This is a genomic window from Nocardioides sp. BGA-UO-ETr-FS32 (assembly GCF_059567905.1).
In genome coordinates, this window is record NZ_JCAQOX010000014.1 from 183,658 (window position 1) to 204,263 (window position 20,606).

Consider the following 20,606-nt stretch of genomic DNA (forward strand, 5'->3'; position numbering starts at 1 on the left):
TCAGCCGGCGAGGTAGCGGTCGAGTGCGGCCAGCGCGTCCTCGGGCTCGAACCCGGTCGCCCGGATCTTGTCGAGCGACATGGCGGAGTTGAGCGGACGCGGCGCGAACGGGTTGCCCTGCGCCAGCACCCCCTCGGCGTACGCCGCGGTGGTCGTGCCGGAGACGTCCTCCGCGCTGCGGCCGGAGCGCTCGAAGACCGCCTGCGCGACCTCGCGCCACGACATCGCCGGGCCGCCGTTGGAGAGGTTGTAGGTGCCGTACGGCGCCTGGCTGTCGAGGAGGTGGCGGGTCGCGCGGACCAGCTCGTCGGTGAAGGTCAGCCGCCCGACCTGGTCCTCGACGACGCTGGGTGACACGCCCTTCTCGGCGAGGGACTGCATGGTGCGGACGAAGTTCTTGCCCTCGCCGATGACCCACGACGTGCGCAGGACGTAGTGGCGCGGGGCCAGCGAGGCGGCGATGTCGCCGGCGGCCTTGGTCTGGGCGTAGACGCCGAGCGGCGACAGCGGCTCGTCCTCGGTGTGGCCGGGGTCGAGCGGCGCGGTGCCGTCGAAGACGTACTCCGAGGAGAAGTGCACGAGCGTGAAGCCGTGCCGACGGGCGAGCCCGGCGAGCGTCGCGGGGGCGGTGGCGTTCGCGGCCCACGCGGCGACCCGGCCCTCCGGCGTCTCCGCTGCGTCGACGGCGGTGTAGGCGGCCGCGTTGAGCACCACGGCGTACTCGTGCCACGGCCACGCCGCCACGGCCTCGGCGTCGGTGACGTCGAGCTCGGCGCGGGTGACGGCCTCGCTGCCGGGGAAGGCGGCCGCGAGCGCCAGGCCGAGCTGGCCGCCGCCCCCCAGGACGAGGGTCTTCTTGGGCGGGATCGCGGTGGTGGGGTCGAGCGCGGGGTTGTTCTGGTCCTTCTCGCTGATGATCGCCTCGGCCAGCGGGATCGGCCAGGCGATCGCCGCGGACGGGTCGTCGAGCGCGAGCGCGGGGTAGGCGATGCCGGGGCGCCAGTGCTCGTTGACGAGGTAGGTGTAGGAGGTGGCGTCCTCGAGCGTCTGGTAGCTGTTGCCGACGCCGCGCGGGACGAACACCGCGACCGAGGTGTCCATCTCGAGGGTGAACGTCGCGCCGAAGCTCTCGCCCTCGCGCATGTCGACCCACGCGCCGAAGATCCGGCCGGAGGCCAGCGAGACGAACTTGTCCCACGGCTCGGTGTGGATGCCCCGGGTGACGCCGCGGTCGGCGTTGAAGGAGACGTTGTTCTGCACCGGGCCGAAGTCGGGAAGCCCGATCGCGAGCATCTTCTCGCGCTGCCAGTTCTCCTTGAAGAACCCGCGGTCGTCGACGCGACGGTCGAGGCGTACGACGAGGAGGCCGGGGATGGGGGTGGTCTCGAGGGAGGGGAGGGTCACTGGCCCTTCTCCGCGTACTTCGCCTCCGTGGCGTCCTTGTGCGGGCGCCACCAGTCCTCGTGCGCCTGGTACCACTCGATGGTGTTGGCCAGGCCGGACTCGAAATCCTGGAACTGCGGCTGCCAGCCGAGCTCCTGGCGCAGCTTGCCGGACTCGATGGCGTAGCGCATGTCGTGGCCGGCGCGGTCGTTGACGTGGTCGAAGTCGTCGGCGTCCTTGCCCATGAGGGTGAGGATCAGGCGGACGACCTCGAGGTTGTTCTTCTCGCCGTCGGCGCCGATGAGGTAGGTCTCGCCGACGCGGCCCTTCTCCAGGATGGTGAGCACGGCCGAGGAGTGGTCGTCGGCGTGGATCCAGTCGCGGACGTTCTCGCCGGAGCCGTAGAGCTTGGGGCGGATGCCGTCGATGACGTTGGTGATCTGGCGCGGGATGAACTTCTCGATGTGCTGCCAGGGGCCGTAGTTGTTGGAGCAGTTGGAGACGGTCGCCCGCACGCCGAAGCTGCGGACCCAGGCGCGGACGAGGTGGTCGGAGCCGGCCTTGGACGCCGAGTAGGGCGAGGACGGGTTGTAGGGGGTGTCCTCGGTGAAGCGCTTGGGGTCGTCGAGCTCGAGGTCGCCGTAGACCTCGTCGGTCGACACGTGGTGCAGGCGCTTGTCGTGCTTCCGCACGGCCTCGAGGATCGTGTAGGTCCCGAGGATGTTGGTCCTGATGAACGGGCTGGGGTCGTGCAGCGAGTTGTCGTTGTGCGACTCCGCGGCGTAGTGGACGACCGCGTCGTGGGCCGCCACGAGGGGGTCGACGACGTCCTCCTCCGCGATGTCGCCGACGACCAGCTGGACGCGGTCCTCGGGCAGCCCCGCCAGCGACTCCTTGGAGGCGGCGTAGGTCAGCTTGTCGAGCACCGTGATCTTCAGGTCGGTGTGGTCGACGAGGTGGTGCACGAAGTTCGACCCGATGAACCCCGCGCCCCCGGTCACAAGAAGGCGTTCCATGGCGGGGAGTCTAGGGCGCGCTGGCCCCGGCGGCGGACCCGGTGATGCCGAAGCTGGGCTGGGTGACCAGGCCGGGATCGGCGTACGTCGCCCGCCCCGGAGCCGTACGCGTCCAGCCCTCCGGCAGCTCGCCGACCTCGTAGCCGTCGGGCCAGCGCACGTCCACCGTCACCGCCTGCGGCACCACGAGGCCCTGCGGCGTGGCGTCGAGGCGGTAGGTGAGCGTGCCGTCGCCGGGCGCGACCGCGGCGGCCGGGACGTCGTACTCCAGGACCGCCTCGCGCGTCGTGCCGGGCGGGAGCGTGAGGCGCAGCAGCTTGTAGGGGCGGCCGTAGTAGTCGAAGAGGCGGGTGCCCTGGGGGCGCCCGGCGGCGGTGGCGCTGGTGACCACGGCGCCCTCGGGGAGGAAGACGCCGAGGGTCATGCCGTTCCACTTGGTGACGTAGGTGCCGTCGCGCGGGTCGGGGAACGGCTGGACGTAGGGCGGCGAGTCGTTGTGGACCGAGATGGCGAGCCGGACCTTCGCCGAGCCGTCCTCGCGCAGCCGGACCTCGCTGGCGACGGTCCGCTTCTGCCAGAAGTCGGCCTTGCTGCGGTTGGTGTTCTGGTTGAAGACCGCGAGGTAGTCGTGACGGGTGTCGGACAGCTCGCCGGCGAGCCCGATGTCGGCGACCGCGGACTGCAGGTCCGGGTCGCGCATCCACATCGCGAAGTGCCGCGCCCCGGCCGAGGTGCGCAGCGACTCGATCTTCTCGAGGCCGTCGCCGGGGTCGAGGAGCCGCTCGGCGAACAGCGGCACGATCGCGCGGTTGAGGTCCTTGCGTGCCTCGTTGTCCGGGTACTTGTCGTAGTCGCCGACGAGGGTCGCGGTGAAGTTGTCGGCGCCGAGCGTGCCGTAGCCGTCGGTCTCGACGGGGCCGGTGATCCGCAGCATGTCGGCCAGCGCCACCATGTCGACGACCACGATGCCGTCGACCTCCTGGTCGGTCCGGCGCTCCCAGCCGCGGAGCAGCTCCTCGCCCGACACGGACCAGTCCGGCGCGTAGGTCGAGGTCGACAGGCGCAGCTTGCCGTTGTGGAACGGGTTGCCGTCGACCCGCTCCCAGCGACCCACCCGGAACAGGTCGGGGTCGGTGGTGTCGCGGGCCTCGCCCATGCTGAGCCTGCCGTCGGTGACCTCCATCGGCACCACCGTCAGGGGTGCGCCGCCGGAGAAGCGCTGCTCGCTGGGGTTGAGCAGCGCCAGGAGGTAGGTGCGCTCGCCCCGCGCGCCGAAGAGGTCGGGCAGCACGTCGGCGATCGACCTCGCCCGGCGGGCGGTGGCGGCGACCGGGCTGACGACCTCGATCGCCTCGTCCCGCGCGTCGCCGAGGCGGGTGCCGACCCCGATCGAGGAGTCACGCACCTCGCCGAGCTCGAGCTGGGCGGCGTCGAGGTGGGTGCTCGCCTCGTCGACCGCCCCGACCAGCGTCTCGAGCGTGGGCAGGTCCACGCCCCGGTCGGCGAACAGGGTGGCGTCGTCGCCGTTGACCGCCGGCCACGCCTGCACGGCCACCTCGGCGGCCGCGGTCAGGTGGTCGAGGGCGTTGCCCAGGTGGCGTACGTCCGAGACGGGCTCGCCGACGACGGGGATCAGGCTCCAGACGTCACCGCCGAACCCCTGCATCGCGTCCTGCACCCGGTCGGCGTGCCGGCGGGCGCTCTGCACGCTCGCCTCCGCCGCGCCGACGTCGCCCGCGGACAGCGAGTCGCGGGCCGCCTCGAGGTCGGTCCGCGCGCCCTCCGCGGCCGCCGGCGCCTCGAGGAACGGGATCGCCAGCAGCGCCAGGCCGACCAGCAGCAGGAACAGGCCGCCGACGACCGTCGCGGGCCGTACCAGGCGTCGCGTGGACGTGCGACGGGAGGACGGCATGCGCACATGGTGCCAAACGGCTCCGACGTGCGGGCCCGAACGGCTATGACGCCCGACGCCCTAGGGTGCATCCATGCGCGGAATCATCCTGGCCGGTGGCACCGGCTCCCGACTGCACCCGATCACGCAGGGCATCAGCAAGCAGCTGGTCCCGGTGTACGACAAGCCGATGATCTACTACCCGCTCTCCACGCTGATGCTCGCGGGCGTCCAGGACGTCCTGATCATCACCACGCCGCACGAGGCCGACGGGTTCCACCGGCTGCTCGGCGACGGCTCGCAGTTCGGCATCAACATCACCTTCGCGGTCCAGCCCTCGCCGGACGGGCTTGCCCAGGCGTTCATCATCGGCGCCGACCACATCGGCGACCAGCGCTCGGCGCTCGTCCTCGGTGACAACATCTTCTACGGCTCCGGCCTCGGCCAGCAGCTGCTGCGGTTCTCCGAGCTCGACGGCGCCGCGGTCTTCGGCTACCACGTCGCCGACCCCCGGGCGTACGGCGTCGTGGAGTTCGACGACGAGGGCCGCGCGCTGTCGCTGGAGGAGAAGCCGGAGAACCCCAAGAGCGACTTCGCCGTGCCGGGGCTCTACTTCTACGACAACGACGTGGTGGCGTACGCCGCGGAGCTCGAGCCGTCCGCGCGCGGCGAGCTCGAGATCACCGACCTCAACCGCCGCTACCTCGAGGAGGGGCGCCTCCACGTCGAGGTGCTGCCGCGCGGCACCGCCTGGCTCGACACCGGCACGTTCGACTCGCTCAACGACGCGTCCAACTTCGTGCGCACCATCGAGGGCCGGCAGGGGTTCAAGATCGGGGCGCCCGAGGAGGTCGCGTGGCGGATGGGCTTCCTGAGCGACGAGGAGCTCCTCGAGCAGGCCGAGCCGCTGCGCAAGAGCGGCTACGGCGAGTACCTGATCGGGTTGCTGCAGCACGGCTGAGCAGCGTCCCCTTGCCGGAGTCACCGGATATCCGGTGACCGCCCTGCTTACAGGTAGAGATCTCTACCTGTAAGCACGCAACTCGGGTGCAAACCCCCGGCCTCAGGCCAGGTCGGCGGCGACCATCCGCCGCACGATCTCGGCGAAGTCGACCGTCGGCTCCCACCCCAGCTCCTCGCGCGCGCGGGTCGCGTCGCCGACGAGCTCGGTGGGGTCGGCGGGGCGGAAGAACGCCGCGTCCTGCCGGACGAGGGCCTCCCAGTCGGCGATCCCGGCCGCGGCGAAGGCTGCGGCCACGAAGTCGCGCACCGAGTGTGCGACGCCGGTGGCCACGACGTAGTCGGCCGGCTCGTCGGCCCGGGCCGCACGGACCATCGCGTCGACGTAGTCGGGCGCCCACCCCCAGTCGCGGCGGGCGTCGAGGTTGCCGAGCACCAGCTCGTCGGCGTCGCCGCGCGCGATCGCGGCCACGGTCGAGGTGATCTTGCGGGTCACGAAGCGCGGGTGGCGGCGAGGGGACTCGTGGTTGTAGAGGATCACGCTCGACACGTGCAGGTCGCGCTGGCGGAAGACGCGCGCGGACAGGTGGGCGAACGCCTTCGCCGCGCCGTACGGGTTCACCGGCGCGATCGGGGTCACCTCGTCCTGCGGAGCCTCTTGGGCCTCGCCGAAGATCTCCGCGCTCGAGGCCTGCACGAGGCGTACGCCGCCGAGCCGTCGTGCCGACTCCATCAGCGCCGCGGCGGCGTGGCCGTTGACGAGCGAGGTGCGGTCGGGCTCGTCCCACGACTGCGCGACCGAGCTGATCGCGGCGAGGTTGTAGACCTCCTGCGGCGCGATCTCGGTGAGGAGTCGCCGGGTGGCCTCGACGTCGGCGAGGTCGCCGGTGTGGAGCACGACCTCGGCCGGGCAGTGCTCGGGGTGGCCGTCGGCCTCGAGCACGAGGGCGTGGACCTCCAGGCCCTCGGCCACCAGGCGCTCGGCGAGGTAGGTGCCGTCCTGCCCGCCGATGCCGGTGATGAACGCGGCTGCGGTCACCAGCCCGCCTTGGCGGCGGCGATGTCGGCGTCGACCATCATCGCGACCAGCTCGGCGAACGAGACGGTCGGCTTCCAGCCGAGCTTGTCGCGCGCCTTCGACGCGTCGCCGATGAGCAGCTCGACCTCGGCCGGCCGCATGAAGCGCGGGTCCTGGGTGACGTGCTTGCCCCAGTCGTCGATGCCGACGTGGGCGAAGGCGAGGTCGAGGAAGTCGCGGATCGACCAGGTCTCGCCGGTGGCTATCACGTAGTCGTCGGCCTCGTCCTGCTGGAGCATCCGCCACATCGCCTCGACGTAGTCGCCGGCATAGCCCCAGTCGCGCCGCGCGTCGAGGTTGCCGAGCGCCATCGAGTCCTGCCGGCCGAGGTGGATCCGGGCCACCGCCTGGCTGATCTTGCGGGTCACGAACTCCGGGCCGCGGCGCGGCGACTCGTGGTTGAACAGGATCCCCGACGAGGCGTGCATCCCGTAGGACTCGCGGTAGTTGATCGTCATGTAGTGGCCGTAGACCTTGCTCACGCCGTACGGCGAGCGCGGCCACAGCAGCGTCTTCTCCGACTGCGGCACCTCCTGCACCTTGCCGAACATCTCCGAGCTCGACGCCTGGTAGAAGCGGATCGCGCGCGGGTCGTCGCCCGCGTGGAGGCGTACGGCCTCGAGCATGTTGAGCACGCCCATGCCGGTCACGTCGCTGGTGACGAAGGCGTTCTCCCAGGAGTAGGCGACGAACGAGATCGCGCCGAGGTTGTAGACCTCGTCGGGCTCGGAGTCGCGCATCGCGCGCATCAGGCTGGACAGGTCGGTGAGGTCGCCGTTGTGCAGCTGGACGTCGGGGACCAGGTCCTCGACCAGGGCGCGGCGCGGGTTGTTCTGGCCGCGGATGAGGCCGTGGACGTCGTAGCCCTTCTCGAGCAGCAGCTCGGCGAGGTAGAGCCCGTCCTGGCCGGTGATCCCGGTGATGAGTGCGCTCGGCATGCGGCCCAGTCTGTCAGGGCGGAGCATCGTTAGGGTGGGGCTCATGAAGATCCTCGTCAGCGGCGGCGCCGGCTACATCGGCTCGCACACCGTCATCCAGCTCGTCGCCGCCGGCCATGACGTGGTCATCGTCGACAACTTCAGCAACGCCCACCCGACCGTGCTCGGGCGGATGGAGTCGCTGACCGGGACGCCGCTGGCGCTGCACTCCTTCGACATCTGCGACTACGACAAGACCGAGCACCTCTTCGCCGCCGAGGACTTCGACGCGGTCATCCACTTCGCCGGTTTCAAGGCGGTGGGGGAGAGCGTCGCCAAGCCGCTGGACTACTACGAGAACAACCTCGGCTCGACGTTCTCGCTGGTGCGCGCGATGCAGAAGAACAACGTCGACAAGCTCGTCTTCTCCTCCAGTGCCACGGTCTACGGCACCGACCAGGCCGGTGCCACGGAGGACCAGCCGACCTTCGCGACCAACCCCTACGGCTGGACCAAGGTCATGCAGGAGCAGATCCTGCGCGACGTCGCCGAGGCCGCCCCGCGGATGCGCTTCGCGCTGCTGCGCTACTTCAACCCCGTCGGCGCCCACGAGTCCGGCACGATCGGTGAGGACCCCTCGGGCACCCCCAACAACCTGATGCCGTTCATCGCGCAGGTCGCGGTGGGCAAGCGCGACAAGCTCCAGGTCTTCGGCGACGACTACGACACCCCTGACGGCACCGGCGTGCGCGACTACATCCACGTCGAGGACCTCGCCGCCGGTCACGTCGCGGCCCTCGAGGCACTGACCACGACGTCCGAGGCCGTCAACGTGTGGAACCTCGGCTCCGGCCACGGCACCAGCGTCCTCGAGCTGCTGCACGCCTTCGAGCGCGCCGTCGGCCGCGAGCTCCCCTACGAGATCGTCGCCCGCCGCCCCGGCGACGTCGACTCGTCGTACGCCGACCCGAGCAAGGCCAACCGCGAGCTCGGCTGGAGCACCCAGAGGTCGGTCGACGAGATGGCCGCCGACACCTGGCGCTGGCAGTCGCAGAACCCGCAGGGGTACGCCGGCTGACACCATGCAGGCAGTTCGGCTGCTGAGGCGCTCGGCTGAGCGTGCCCAACTGCGTGCACGCCGCGAACTGCCTGCACGGTGCCTGTGGATGGAGCGAGCGAGCGCTGCGTGACTGGTGGCAACCTCGGGGAATGGACCCGGTTGTCGCCCTCCGCGAGCTCGGCGGCGTGGGCACCTTCCGGGAGCTGCTCGGCCTGACCACCCGGTCACAGCTGCTGGCCGCGATCGACAGCGGGGTGATCCACAAGCCGCGGCACAACCGGTACTGCCTGGCAGACCTCGAGGGGACGATGCGCGCGGTGGCGCGGACCGGAGGGACCGCGTCCCACCTCAGCGCTGCACAGGAGTTCGGGTGGAAGCTGAAGCACGACCCACTCAGGCCGTGCATCACGATGCCGCGCAAGGCTCGCAAGCCGAGCGGCTCCTACGAGCTGCACTGGGCCGACCTCAGCGAGCGCGAGCTCCGACGCAACGTCACCTCGCGCACACGCACGGTCATCGACTGCGCCCGCGCCTACGACTTCGACGTCGCCCTCTGCGTGGCGGACTCGGCCCTCCGCGAGGGGATCGTCGACCGGGACGACCTCGTCATCGCGGCTGCCCGCAGCCCGCGTACAGGTCGCGCCAAGGCGCTGCGGGTCGCCCACGCGGCGACGCCGCTGAGAGCGAATCCCTTCGAGACCTGCCTCCACGTGATCGCGATGACCGTGGCCGGGCTGAACGTCGTCCCGCAGGGTCACGTCCCCGGCGTCGGCTTCGTCGACCTCCTCGACCGGGTGCTCGGGATCGTGCTGGAGGCCGAGTCGTTCGAGCACCACTGGACGAAGGCCGGGCTCCAGCGTGACGTCGACCGCTACACGACGGCGGCCCGGTTGGGGCTGGTCGTGGTGAGGTTCTCGTGGGCCGACGTCATGTTCCGGCCGGATGACGTCCGTGCCGCCATCGAGGACGTGGTCCGTTGGCGCACCATGCAGGCAGTTGGGCGCCACGGCTTGGCTGCCTGAGCGTGGAGAGGGTGGTCAGCGACCCGAACTGCCTGCATGGTGTCGGCGTCAGCGGATCGTGAGCTCCTCGAGGCCGCGCAGCACGACCCGCAGGTGGGCGACCTCGTGGATCCGGAGCAGGTGGGCGCCGCCGAGCGCGGCGAACACTCCGTAGAACCCCTCGGCCTTGCGGAACTCGTCGCCGAAGATGTCGTAGGTGTGCGGCAGCACGTTGCACACAGGGACCCCGAGCGGCCGCAGCCGGAAGGTCTGCGTGAGGACGCGGGCCTGGTGCTGCGCCCGGGTCATCGGGTCGACGAGGTTGCCGTAGAAGAACCCCATCCCGGGGTCGATGACGACCTTGTCCACCCCGAGCGAGCGGGCGTGGGCCAGGCGGGGCGCGAAGTGGTCGAGCAGGACCGGCATCGGGTCGGCGTCGGGCGGGACGTCAGCGATCTCGCGCACGTTGGACGTCACGCCGAAGCACATCACCACGGCTGCGTCGTACTCGGCGGCGAGGGCGAGCATCTCCTCCTCGTGCTGGCGGCCCGTCATGTTGAGGACCCGCGCCCCGGCGTCGAGGCAGGCGCGCACGACCTCGGGCTCGTACGTCTCGACGGACACCACCGCCTCCGCGGCCAGCTCCTTCACCGCGGGCACCAGCGTCACGATCTGGTCGTCGACGGTGACGCGGGCTGCGCGGGCGTTGCTCGACTCCGCGCCGAGGTCGATGAGCGCGGCACCCTGGGCGGCCTGGATCCGCCCCATGCGTACGGCGTCGGCGGGGCTGGTCGCGACGCTCTCGCGGTAGGTCGAGTCGCGCGAGAGGTTGATGCAGCCCATCAGGGTCACCGGTCCGTCGCCGATGGTGACCGGTCCGCGCGGGCCGTCGAGGACGACCGGCTCCACCGCAGCCGCCAGGTCGTCCGCGTGTGCCTGGTGGAGGGCGGCGAGGTCCGCAAGGGTGATCACGCTCGCCAGCGTAGAAGGCAGGATGAAGTCCGTGAGCGAACCTCTCGAGCTGCGCCGGCTGGCCGACCTGTCCGACGACGAGCTGGCGGCGGCCTACACGCCGGAGCGCGAGCCGTGGCTGCGGGTCAACTTCGTCAGCACCGTCGACGGCGCGGCGCAGGGCTCCGACGGGTTGAGCAAGAGCATCAACAACGACGCCGACAAGCGGGTGTTCGACGCGCTGCGACGGCGGGCGCACTGCCTGGTGGTGGGCGCCGGCACGCTGCGCGACGAGGGCTACGACGTGCCGCCGATCCCGCTCGTCGTGGTCAGCCGGTCCGCGGACATCCCGCCGACGCTGCGCGACGCCCCCCGCGGGCGGGTCCTGATGGCGACCGTGGCGAGCTCCGACGGGCTGGCCGCCGCCCGCGAGGCCCTGGGTGAGGAGAACGTGCTGGAGCTCGGCGAGGACGAGATCGACCTCGTCGCCCTCAAGGCCGCGCTGGTCGAGCGCGGGTGGACCGAGCAGCTGTGCGAGGGCGGGCCGTCGCTGTTCGCCGACCTGCTGGCGGCGGGGGTCGTCGACGAGCTGTGCTGGACGGTCGTGCCGGCCCTGACCGGTGGCGACGCCGTACGCATCGCCACCGGCGCGGAGGTCGAGGTCGCGCTGCGTCCCGCCCTGCTGCTGGAGCAGGACGGGACGCTGCTGGGGCGCTGGCTGGTGGAGTGAGCCCGACTCAGGGAGCCGGGTAGTCCACCACGTAGCTCGGGATGCCCGGTGCGTTGCTGTCGACGCGCGCCCCGGTGTCGTTGACGACGTGCTCGATGCTGCCTGCCTCGAGGTTGACCGTCAGGACGTGGTGTAGGCGTACGCCTGCACGGTCGGGCACCTCGAACCCGCTCTCGGTGGTGATGGAGGGGTCGTTGCGGTTGTAGACGTAGACCCCGCCGCCGAAGAGCTGGTGACGCTGCACGTCGGCGCCTACCTTGAAGCCGGCCCAGCCGAGCGTGCCGTCCGGTCGGGTCCAGTCTGCCTGCGTGGGCGGGTCGTAGGGGAGCTCGTTCTGGTAGAGCACGACGTGGCCGTCCTCGCCGTTCCAGATGGTGTTGAACTCCTGGTAGTGCTCGACGAACAGGCCCGTGGCGCTGACGCGGTCGCCATCGACGATCAGGCCGACGCGGCCGGTGTTGGTGTTCCACCGGTCGGTGTCACCGGCGACGCCCGCGGTGAAGCCCTCGATGCCGTGGTCGGCGCGCCACACCCACGCGTGGTCGATGAGCACGTCGTCGGCGTCGATGCGCAGCGACACGTCGGCCTTGCCGATGTGCGGGCCGCCGACGCGGATGTAGACGTCGTTGAGGGTGGTGCTGGGGGTGGTGCGCGACGGGTCGGGGTCGGCCGGCTCGCCGCCCTGCCCGATGTGCACGAGGTTGTCCGAGAGCTCGGTGCCGGCGTCGACGGTCACGCCCGCGAGCACGACACCCTCGACCCCGTTCCGTACGACGAGCGGGGTGGCGCCGCCGACCGCGGTCAGCGTGGCCTGGCCCATGCCCAGCACGACGGCGTCGTCGCGGCTGACGACGAGGCTGCGGTCGACGTCGTACACGCCGGGGGTGAGCAGCAGGTTCTTGCCGCGCTCGAGGGCGCGGGCCAGCACGTGGGCGGGCTGCTGGGGGTTGGCGACGTGGAAGGACGAGAGGGCCAGGTCGCGGCCGGCGGTGGCGCCGTCGGACCAGCTGATCCCGCGCGAGTCGGTGCGGGCGTCCGGCACCCGGACCTGCCAGGCGCCGTCGTCATCCACGTGGAGGTAGGGCTTCTCGCGACTGAGCGGCGTGCGGTCGAGCGTGGTGTAGGGCTCGGCCGGGAAGTTCGCCTCCGAGGGCGCGCCGATCGTGCCGGCGAAGACCTGGTTCCACACGCCGTTGGTCCACGTGCCGACCTCGCTGTTGCGCGTCAGCCACTGCTGCTGCGAGCCGTTGATCACCACGCCGGCGCGGGAGTCGGCGAGGTAGCCGCCGCTGGCGTACTGCGGGCCCTCGGTGCAGTAGTCCATCAGCGACAGGTTGCCGCCGCGGACGTCGACGCGGCGCAGCGAGGACGCCTGCGAGGTCGCCCAGAAGTTGGCGGAGGCGCGGCAGCCGTCCTGGCCGGTGCCGTTGATGTCGATCGTGAGGTTGGACAGCGAGCGCCAGAAGTTGTTGAGGGCCACGCAGTAGGGCTGCCTCGGGGCGTCGGTGAGGCAGCGGTTGTAGACCTCGACCTTGCCGTTGATCACGGTGTCGGACGGCGAGGCACCGAGGCCGGCGACCTCGGTGTAGTAGCCGACCTTGATGTGCAGCGGCTCGTCGGCCGTGCCGTAGGAGCCGGGCAGGAACAGCAGGCTCCACCGCTCCTCCGACATCTCGGCGTCGACCTGCTGGCGCCAGATCGCGTCGGTGCGCTTGCGGATCTGGGCGACCGGCATCGAGTCGTCGAACACGATCACGCGCGAGCCGAGGTCCGGCGTAGCGGCCGGGGCCGCCGCGGGGGCGGCCGTGCTCGGCGCGACGGCCGGGGCGGTGAGCCCGACCACCGTCAGGGCGAGGGCGGTGAGGACGGCGCGCAGGCGCGTACGTCGGGGTCGGCGGGGGTGCGGAGGGGCAGGTTGCATGGGGGGACCTTCCGGGTGTGAGAGCGCTTCCACTCAGCATGCACCAAGGTTGTGACCACCGCCACACCCGGAGGCCCTCCCTGAGACGACTCAGCCGTCGAGCGCCCCGAGCAGAGCCTTCGAGAAGGCCGGGATGTCGTCGGGGTTGCGACTGGTGATGAGGTTGCCGTCGGTCACGACCTCCTCGTCGACCCACTCGCCGCCGCCGTTGCGGATGTCGGTCTGCAGGCTCGGCCAGCTGGCGACCCGCTTGCCGCGCACGCGGTCGGCCTCGACGAGGGTCCACGCCGCGTGGCAGATGGCGGCCACGGGCTTGCCGGAGTCGACGAAGTCACGGATGAAGGCCACGGCATCCTCGTCCATGCGGAGCGCGTCGGGGTTGGCGACGCCGCCCGGGAGGACCAGTGCGTCGTAGTCGCCGATGGCGGCGTCGGACACGCGCCGGTCGACGCGCTGGGTGGAGGACTTGTCGAGGTGGTTGAAGAGCTGGACCTCGCCCTCGTCGAGCGACAGGAGCTCGGCGGTGTGGCCGGCGTCGACGGCGGCCTGCCACGGCTTCGTGAGCTCGACCTCCTCGACGCCCTCGGATGCGGTCAGGAATGCGATGCGCTTGGACATGCCCACCACGCTCGCTCGCCCGTGGGGGCCGGACAACCCACGGAGGGGTGAGCGCCGGCGGGCGGGCGGCGTACGGGGTGGGGGTGGGGGGTCGGTCAGCACATGGCGGCGTACGGGGGGTGGGGGGTTTGCACCCGAGTTGCGTGCTTAGAGGTAGAGATCTCTACCTCTAAGCAAGGCGGTCACCGGATATCCGGGGATTCCAGCCGAGGACCCCCCTGCGCCCCCAGCGGTCAGCCGATCGCGCCCGCGTCGTCCTTGGCGAGCGAGCGGGAGATGACCATCCGCTGGATCTGGTTGGTCCCCTCGAAGATCTGCATCACCTTGGCCTCGCGCATGTAGCGCTCGACGGGGAAGTCGCGGGTGTAGCCGTAGCCGCCGAGGACCTGGACCGCGTCAGTGGTGACCTTCATGGCGTTGTCGGTGGCGACAAGCTTGGCGATCGAGGCCTCGCGGGAGAACGGGAGGCCGGCGTCCTTGAGCCGCGCGGCGTGGAGCATCGTGGCGCGCGCGGAGACGATGGCGGCCTCCATGTCGGCGAGCACGAAGGCCAGGCCCTGGTGGTCGATGATCCGCGTGCCGAAGGTCTCCCGCTCGCGGGCGTACGCCACGGCCGCGTCGAGGGCGCCCTGGGCGAGCCCGACGGCGACGGCGGCGATGCCCAGGCGGCCCGAGTCGAGGCCGGCGAGCGCGATCCTGAGGCCCTCGCCCTCCGCGCCGAGGAGGCGGGAGGCGTCGACGCGGACGTTGTCGAAGCGCATGGTCGCGGTGGCGGAGCCGGTGAGGCCCATCTTGCGCTCGGGCGGGTCGGCGGACAGGCCCTCGGAGTCGGCAGGCACGAGGAAGCAGGAGATGCCGTTGCGCTCGTCCGACGTGCGGGCCATCACCTTGTAGAAGTCGGCGTGGCCGCCGTGGGTGGTCCAGGCCTTCGCGCCGTTGAGGACGTAGGAGTCGCCGTCGCGGCGCGCGGTCGTACGCATCGCGGCGGGGTCGGACCCGGCGTGCGGCTCGGAGAGGCAGTAGGCGCCGAGCAGGTCGCCGCCGAGCATGTCGGGCAACCACCTGGCGCGCTGCTCGTCGGTGCCGAACTCGGCGAGGCCGAAGCACGACAGGGCGTGCACCGACACGCCGACGCCGACCGACGACCAGACGGCGCTGATCTCCTCGAGCACCTGGAGGTAGACCTCGTAGGGCTGGTCCCCACCGCCGTGCTCCTCGGGGTAGGGCAGGGACAGCAGCCCGGCCTGGCCGAGCATCGTGAAGACCTCGCGCGGGAAGGTCTCGGTGGCCTCCGCCTCCGCCGACCTGGGGGCGAGCTCCTTGGTCGCGATCTCGCGCGTCAGGGCGAGCAGGTCGCGGGCCTCGTCTGTGGGCAGCTGGCGGCGGGCGGTCATGATCGAAACCTACCCGGCGGTGGACTCAGGCAGGAGGTCGGAGCAGCCCCTCGGCCGCCATCAGCTCGAGGGCGTCGCCGACCAGCGTGGCGGCGTCGGGGTGGGCGCCCCACAGCTCCTGCACCTCGGCGACGAGCTCGTCGGTGGTGAGGGGGGCCTCGAGGGCGAGCCAGAGGACGACGCCGAGCCCGGCGAGCACGTGGACCCGGGAGTCGACCATCAGCACCAGCTCGTCGTCGTACTCGACCGCGTCGCGCCACGGCGTACGGGTCCAGGCGCCGGGCGGGCGCCCCGCGTCGGCCGAGCCGGGGTGGTGCAGGCGCGGCGGCGGCGGCCGGCCCTCGACGTCGAGGAGGTCGACGAGGTCGTCGAGGTGGTCCGCAAGCTCGCGGTAGTGCAGTGCCCACACGCCGCCGCACGCGTCGATCGTGTCGGCGAGGCGGCGGACCGGGTGCTCGAGCCTGACCAGCGAGGAGGTCTGCGCCACGATCTCGGCGATGGCGCGGGCCGGGGCGAGCGGGACGAGGCCGAGGTCGGTGTCGCCGCGGTGCAGCAGGACGATGCGGTGCAGATGGGCCGACGGGGGTGGCCGCAGCAGGTGGAGGTCGTCGGGCGAGAGCGAGTGCTTGACGAGAGGGGCGTCGCGGTCGGTGATGACCGAGAGCGGCTTGGGGTGGGGGTGGACGGCGAGGGCCTCGTCGACCGAGGTGGTCTCGTCGGAGAGGTAGCCGAGGCGACGCGCGAGCTGGTGCACGGCGGTCGTCTTGCCCGACCCGGACGGGCCGATGACGACGAGCGTCCGGCCCTCGTCGTCGGCCACCGCACCGGCGTGCAGGTTGATGCGGAGGCCGGCCGTGGCGTCGAGGGCGGCGAGGGTGACCCGCGTGGTGACGGCGTAGTCGTGGGCGACGTCGTCCTCGGTGCCGACCTGCTCGAGGTCCACGACCGTGGCGGCCGGGCGGTCGGTGAGCGCGCGGCTCCACTGCCGGCGCAGGCGCGCGGCGGCGGCACCCGAGACGGGGATGCCGATGGGCACTCCCAGGGCGTCCACCACCACCTCGGGCGGTGTTCCCTGGGAGCTCACGCCGCCCACTCTAGGGTGGACGACGTGGGCTGGAGGGGCGAACGACGGGTGCTGGTCGGCCTCGCGCTCGGCTACGTCGTGGCGCTCGCGGTCCTGGTCGGCGGGCCCTGGGGCTGGGCCCTCAACCGCTTCACGGTCGCCTGCTACGTCTGGTTCAGGGACGACTGGCCGATCGCGCCCGACTGGGTCACCCCGGAGCACTACGGCGTGCTGCTCAACGTGCTGCTCTTCGTCCCGCTCGGGGCGTTGTTCGTGCTGCTGGCACGGCGACCGTGGTGGCTCGCGACGGCGGTCGCCGCGGCCGGGTCCCTCGCGATCGAGGCGGTGCAGTGGCTGTGGCTCGACCGGCAGGGCACGTGGAGCGACGTCGCGGCCAACACCCTGGGTGCGGCGGTCGGCGCGCTGGCGGTCAGTCTTCTCGCGCGACGCCGATGATCACGAGCTGGTCGACCAGCGTCTCCACGTCCTCGCGGATCTCCTCGGTGTCGCTGCCCGACAAGGCGGCGGCCGCGGCGACGACCTCGTCGAGGGTGCCGCCGTCGGCGAGCGCGAGCCACACCACGCACCCCGAGCCCTCGAGCAGGATCGGCGGTCCCTTCGGGAGCCGGGTGAGGTAGGCCGTCGGCGTCTCCCCGCCGTCGAGCTCCTCCTCGCTCACCCACGCGACGTCGTCGGCGATCCGGTAGCGCGTCACGACCGCCGCCACCGCCTCATGGCACTCCCGGTGGCCCTGCTCGACACCTCGGCGACCGCCCGCCGGACGCGCAGGCGCTGGCGCTCGCGCACCTCGTCGCGGGTGGGCGTACGACCGAGCTCCATCCGCAGGTGGTCGCGGTTGACCCGCGTCGCGGCGGTCACCAGCGCCGCCTTCGCGCGTACGGTCGGCGCGGCCGCGAGCCGCGCACGCCACTCGTCGAGACGGGTCCCGCCCTCGCTGAAGTAGCGCCACAGCAGGTACGACGGGTCGCCGCGGTGGAGCTCGAGCTCCCCGATGCCGGCGGCGAGGGCGACCTCTGCCCCCAGCTCGGCGGCCAGGCGGCGTACGGCGTCCCGCTCCTCCGGCTCGGCACCGGCCCAGGCGTGGTCGACGTCGGTCGTCCCGCCGGACCGAGCGGAGTGGAGGACCAGGATCAGCCGCTGGGAGGTGCGGTCGGGCACCGGGCACGAACGGTGGGCGATCTCGCGATGCACGAGGGTGCGCGCGAGGACGTCGTACGCCTGCTCGGCGTCGACGGTGACGCCCGGCCAGCTGGTGTGGACGTCGACCCACCCCCAGTCGTCGTGCCACCAGTTGGCGGCGTGCGCGAACACCGACCCGGTCGAGAAGTCGGTGCGCTGCTCGAAGCCGACGGACTCCAGCGCCTCGACCAGGCGGGCGAGGTGGCTCGGGCGGACCAGGACGTCGACGTCGCTGGACTGACGGCCCTCCGCCCGCAGGCCCGGGAGGACCGCCGGACCCTTGAGGTGGAGCAGGTCGACGTCGCGGTCGTCGGCGAGCTTCTGCACGACGGCATGGGCGAGGTGGACGCGCGCGGCGATCGGGGCCGCCCGGGCCTCCCGGTGCTCGTCCATGCGCTCATGGTGCCAGCCCGAGTGTCTCGCTTCCGGGTAGATGGACCGCTTCGACGTCCTACACTCGCGAGCATGACGTTCGGGGACTTCGTCCGGCTGAGCCGCGCCTATGTGTGGGTGCTGGTCGGCTGCACGGTCCTCGGTGCGGTGCTGATGGCCGCCTGGACCACCCGCGAGCCCGTGCTCTACTCCGCGACCTCCTCGGGCCTGGTGACCGTCGGCAACGCGAGGAGCGCCGGTGAGGAGCAGGGCAACGCCCAGCTCGCCGAGGACAAGGCGGTGCTCTACGCCTTCCTGGTCTCCACGACCCCGGTGGCCGAGAAGGTCGTGGAGGACCTCGGCCTCGACGTGCCGCCGTCCGCCATCGCGGGTCGCTTCTCGGCGTCGGTCGACGCCAGCGTGAACGCCCTGACCGTGACCGCGATCGGCAGCACGCCGGAGGAGGCGCGCGACCTGGCCAGCGCCGTCGTCGACGCCGTCGTGGTCTATGCCCAGGAGGTCGAGACCGGTGAGGAGAGCCCGCGCGAGGCGCCGCTGACACGCATCGTCCCGGTCGAGCCGGCGCAGCTGCCCTCGTCGCCGTTCAGCCCGGACTACCCCGCTGCCGCGCTGAAGGGGGCGATCGGTGGTCTCGTCCTGGCCTACGCGGTGCTGATCGGACGCCGGTTGCTCGACCGCCGCATCCGCTCGGCCAAGCACGTCGAGGAGGCCACGGGCGCCGCGGTGCTGGGGATCATCCCCAAGGAGGACTCGCTCGGCCGTACGCACCGGGGGGTCCGCGGCGACCTGGGGCGCGCGGCGGAGGCCTTCCGGCAGCTGCGAACCAACCTGCGCTTCGTCGATGTCGACAACGAGCCGCGCCGCATCGTGGTGACCTCCGCGCTCGCCGGCGAGGGCAAGTCGACGGTCTCGGCCAACATCGCGCGCCTGGTCGCGCAGGCCGGCACCCCGGTGCTGCTGATCGACGCCGACCTGCGCCGGCCGATGCTCGCCACGACCTTCGAGATCGACGGCGCGGTCGGCCTCACCCAGGCGCTGGCCGGCGACGTGGACGTCCGCGACGTGATCGTCGACTCGGGCATGGCCAACCTCAGCCTGCTCCCCGCCGGACGCATCCCGCCCAACCCGAGCGAGCTGCTCGGATCGCTGCGGATGAAGCAGTTCATCGACGAGCTCTCCCACGACTACTTCGTCATCCTCGACGCGCCGCCCCTGCTCCCGGTCACCGACGCGGGCCTGCTGTCGGCGTTCTGCGACGGTGCGCTGCTCGTCCAGGCGGCCGGCAAGACCCAGATCGAGCAGAGCCAGCACTGCCGCCGCATCCTCGACCAGGTCGGCAGCCGCCTCCTCGGCGTCGTGCTCAACAAGGCCCCGGTCAAGGGCGCCGCGGCCATCGCCTACGGCGGCGGCTACGGCGGCTACGGGGGATACGAGGCGGAGTACGGGTCGCAGGAGGCCGACTCCACGGCCGGCAAGGGCTGGCGCAAGAAGGCCGACAAGACCGACCAGACCGACAAGACCGACCAGGCGGCCGACGCCGAGCAGGCTGCGGCGGCGGCCGAGTCGGAGAAGGCCAGCAGGTCCTGACCCGGCCCTGACCCGCCCGGTGCCGGCCGTCAGTACGCCCCGCGGCTGGCCAGCACGGCGGTGACCGTGCGCGCCAGGATCAGCAGGTCCTGCACCATCGACCAGTTGTCGACGTAGTAGAGGTCGAGGCGGACGGTGTCCTCCCACGACAGGTCGGAGCGCCCGGAGACCTGCCAGAGGCCGGTCATGCCGGGCATCACGTTGAGGCGGCGCAGCATGTCGTCCTCGTACTGCTCGACCTCGGTGGGCAGCGGAGGGCGGGGACCAACCAGGCTCATCTCGCCGCGCACCACGTTCCACAGCTGGGGCAGCTCGTCGAGGGAGAAGCGCCGGATGAACCGGCCGGGCCGGGTGACGCGGGGGTCCTGGGTGCTCTTGAAGAGGACGTGGTCGCGCGCCTCGAGCTCGGGCAGCCGGTCCTCGGCGTCGATCGACATCGACCGCAGCTTGAGGCAGGTGAACTCGGTGCCCTGGCGGCCGACGCGGGTCTGCCGGAACAGTGCGGGGCCACCGTCGTGGAGCCTGATCCAGAGCATGAGGGCGAGCAGGACCGGCCAGACGACGGCCAGGACCGCCAGCGACCCGAAGAGGTCGAAGGCGCGCTTGGCGTCGTTGGTCGCCAGCTGCGAGCGCGATCGCCCCAGGTGCATCAGCGGCAGTCCGGCGACCGGGCGGATCCGGACGCGCTCGCTCGAGACGTCGGTGACGTTGGGCGCGACGATGATCTGGACGTGCGCGTGGTCCTCGAGGTCCCAGGCGAGGCGGCGCAGCTGGGTGGAGGAGCTCACTGCCCCGGCGGTGAAGAAGACGATGTCGGGGGAGACCTCGTCGACGACGGCCCGGACGTCCTCGCTGAGCCCGAGGACCGGGACGCCGGCCGAGGTGACCTCCAGTCCGGCGTAGTCGCTCGGGACCAGGCAGCCCATCACGTCGTAGCCGAGCCACGACTCCCGCGCCAGCACGGTGTGGATCTCGCCGATGTAGCCCGGGCTGCCGACGAGCAGCACCTTGGAGTTGAAGTGCCCGGCACTCCTGAGCCGCTGGATGATCCGTCGGCTGAGCAGCCGCCCGAGCAGGAGCGTCATCACGCCGAGGGGGAAGTAGAGGACGAAGAAGCCGCGTGAGAGCGGGTACTGCATGAGGTAGGCCATGGTCGCGACGAGCGCGGCGGTGAAGACCGACGCGTTGACGACCAGCTTGAACTCCTCGGTGCCGGCGCCGATCACGTGCATCTCGTAGGCGCCGAAGTAGACGAGCATGACCAGCCACGTGCCGAGGAAGAAGACGCTGGCGAGCGCGGTGTTCTCGAGGATGTCACCGGCAGTGGCGAAGATCGGCAGGGTCATCCGGAAGCGGATGGCGAGGACGGTCGCCAGCGCGATCATGACGAGGTCGACGCCGCCGAGCAGCCACGGGAGCAGCCGGGAGCCATCGGGACGCACG

General features: G+C 71.7%; 19 protein-coding genes. 6 read left to right on the forward strand and 13 right to left on the reverse strand.

Annotated features, from left to right (window positions below; translation table 11 throughout):
* From AC57BS_RS10765 to AC57BS_RS10775, 3 genes are read right to left on the reverse strand one after another with little or no spacing between them, the layout of a single operon-like run.
* Entirely contained in the window at positions 1 to 1,404 is a 1,404-nt protein-coding gene (locus tag AC57BS_RS10765) for a sugar nucleotide-binding protein (protein WP_496411437.1), read from the reverse strand.
* Complete coding sequence (rfbB, locus tag AC57BS_RS10770; protein WP_496411438.1) at positions 1,401 to 2,399, reverse strand: dTDP-glucose 4,6-dehydratase; 999 nt, start codon at positions 2,397 to 2,399, stop codon at positions 1,401 to 1,403. Before rfbB ends, AC57BS_RS10765 begins: the two co-directional genes overlap by 4 nt.
* A 10-nt stretch (positions 2,400 to 2,409) precedes the next feature.
* Complete coding sequence (locus tag AC57BS_RS10775) at positions 2,410 to 4,311, reverse strand: DUF4012 domain-containing protein (RefSeq protein ID WP_496411439.1); 1,902 nt, start codon at positions 4,309 to 4,311, stop codon at positions 2,410 to 2,412.
* 73 nt (positions 4,312 to 4,384) lie between these two features.
* On the opposite strand from AC57BS_RS10775, the gene rfbA reads away from it, so the two are divergent.
* Complete coding sequence (rfbA, locus tag AC57BS_RS10780) at positions 4,385 to 5,251, forward strand: glucose-1-phosphate thymidylyltransferase RfbA (protein WP_496411440.1); 867 nt, start codon at positions 4,385 to 4,387, stop codon at positions 5,249 to 5,251.
* Between the two features lie 102 nt (positions 5,252 to 5,353).
* Here rfbA and AC57BS_RS10785 read toward each other — a convergent pair whose 3' ends face one another.
* Both AC57BS_RS10785 and gmd read right to left on the reverse strand, forming a co-directional pair.
* On the reverse strand, positions 5,354 to 6,289 hold the full coding sequence (locus tag AC57BS_RS10785) for a GDP-mannose 4,6-dehydratase (protein WP_496411441.1): 936 nt from the start codon (positions 6,287 to 6,289) through the stop codon (positions 5,354 to 5,356).
* The gene (gmd, locus tag AC57BS_RS10790; protein WP_496411442.1) at positions 6,286 to 7,266 is read right to left on the reverse strand and encodes a GDP-mannose 4,6-dehydratase; all 981 of its coding nucleotides are present in this window, start codon (positions 7,264 to 7,266) and stop codon (positions 6,286 to 6,288) included. Before gmd ends, AC57BS_RS10785 begins: the two co-directional genes overlap by 4 nt.
* A gap of 43 nt (positions 7,267 to 7,309) precedes the next feature.
* Between gmd and galE the strand changes: the two genes are divergently transcribed.
* Positions 7,310 to 8,323 carry a UDP-glucose 4-epimerase GalE gene (galE, locus tag AC57BS_RS10795; protein ID WP_496411443.1) on the forward strand — a complete coding sequence of 338 codons (1,014 nt, stop codon included), beginning with the start codon at positions 7,310 to 7,312 and terminating at the stop codon, positions 8,321 to 8,323.
* A 131-nt stretch (positions 8,324 to 8,454) separates the two neighbouring features.
* Positions 8,455 to 9,327 carry a hypothetical protein gene (locus AC57BS_RS10800; RefSeq protein WP_496411444.1) on the forward strand — a complete coding sequence of 291 codons (873 nt, stop codon included), beginning with the start codon at positions 8,455 to 8,457 and terminating at the stop codon, positions 9,325 to 9,327.
* Between the two features lie 48 nt (positions 9,328 to 9,375).
* Here AC57BS_RS10800 and AC57BS_RS10805 read toward each other — a convergent pair whose 3' ends face one another.
* A complete protein-coding gene (locus AC57BS_RS10805) occupies positions 9,376 to 10,278 on the reverse strand; it encodes a dihydropteroate synthase (protein ID WP_496411445.1) in 903 nt (300 codons plus the stop codon).
* Positions 10,279 to 10,309: 31 nt separating this feature from the next.
* Here AC57BS_RS10805 and AC57BS_RS10810 point away from each other — a divergent pair, with 31 nt between their 5' ends.
* Positions 10,310 to 10,987, forward strand: coding sequence for a dihydrofolate reductase family protein (locus AC57BS_RS10810; protein WP_496411446.1), 678 nt, complete (start codon positions 10,310 to 10,312; stop codon positions 10,985 to 10,987).
* A 7-nt stretch (positions 10,988 to 10,994) separates the two neighbouring features.
* Here the strand turns inward: AC57BS_RS10810 and AC57BS_RS10815 are convergent, their stop codons facing one another.
* The 4 genes from AC57BS_RS10815 to AC57BS_RS10830 form a co-directional block, all read right to left on the reverse strand.
* Complete coding sequence (locus tag AC57BS_RS10815; protein WP_496411447.1) at positions 10,995 to 12,908, reverse strand: pectate lyase-like domain-containing protein; 1,914 nt, start codon at positions 12,906 to 12,908, stop codon at positions 10,995 to 10,997.
* 90 nt (positions 12,909 to 12,998) lie between these two features.
* Positions 12,999 to 13,526: a type 1 glutamine amidotransferase domain-containing protein gene (locus AC57BS_RS10820; RefSeq protein WP_496411448.1), complete on the reverse strand. Its 528-nt coding sequence runs from the start codon at positions 13,524 to 13,526 to the stop codon at positions 12,999 to 13,001.
* A gap of 233 nt (positions 13,527 to 13,759) precedes the next feature.
* Positions 13,760 to 14,920, reverse strand: coding sequence for an acyl-CoA dehydrogenase family protein (locus tag AC57BS_RS10825; RefSeq protein WP_496411449.1), 1,161 nt, complete (start codon positions 14,918 to 14,920; stop codon positions 13,760 to 13,762).
* Positions 14,921 to 14,945: 25 nt separating this feature from the next.
* The gene (locus AC57BS_RS10830) at positions 14,946 to 16,004 is read right to left on the reverse strand and encodes a hypothetical protein (RefSeq protein ID WP_496411450.1); all 1,059 of its coding nucleotides are present in this window, start codon (positions 16,002 to 16,004) and stop codon (positions 14,946 to 14,948) included.
* Positions 16,005 to 16,028: 24 nt separating this feature from the next.
* Here AC57BS_RS10830 and AC57BS_RS10835 point away from each other — a divergent pair, with 24 nt between their 5' ends.
* Entirely contained in the window at positions 16,029 to 16,439 is a 411-nt protein-coding gene (locus AC57BS_RS10835; RefSeq protein WP_496411451.1) for a VanZ family protein, read from the forward strand.
* Here the strand turns inward: AC57BS_RS10835 and AC57BS_RS10840 are convergent.
* Both AC57BS_RS10840 and AC57BS_RS10845 read right to left on the reverse strand, forming a co-directional pair.
* The gene (locus tag AC57BS_RS10840; protein ID WP_496411452.1) at positions 16,414 to 16,698 is read right to left on the reverse strand and encodes a PqqD family protein; all 285 of its coding nucleotides are present in this window, start codon (positions 16,696 to 16,698) and stop codon (positions 16,414 to 16,416) included. The two genes, AC57BS_RS10835 and AC57BS_RS10840, sit on opposite strands and share 26 nt — an antisense overlap.
* A complete protein-coding gene (locus AC57BS_RS10845; protein WP_496411453.1) occupies positions 16,695 to 17,576 on the reverse strand; it encodes a nucleotidyltransferase family protein in 882 nt (293 codons plus the stop codon). Before AC57BS_RS10845 ends, AC57BS_RS10840 begins: the two co-directional genes overlap by 4 nt.
* A 72-nt stretch (positions 17,577 to 17,648) precedes the next feature.
* On the opposite strand from AC57BS_RS10845, the gene AC57BS_RS10850 reads away from it, so the two are divergent.
* Positions 17,649 to 19,163, forward strand: coding sequence for a tyrosine-protein kinase domain-containing protein (locus AC57BS_RS10850; RefSeq protein WP_496411454.1), 1,515 nt, complete (start codon positions 17,649 to 17,651; stop codon positions 19,161 to 19,163).
* A 29-nt stretch (positions 19,164 to 19,192) separates the two neighbouring features.
* On the opposite strand, the gene AC57BS_RS10855 is transcribed toward AC57BS_RS10850, so the two are convergent.
* Positions 19,193 to 20,605, reverse strand: a complete 1,413-nt coding sequence (locus tag AC57BS_RS10855; protein ID WP_496411455.1) for a sugar transferase — start codon at positions 20,603 to 20,605, stop codon at positions 19,193 to 19,195.
* Position 20,606: the final 1 nt, after the last annotated feature.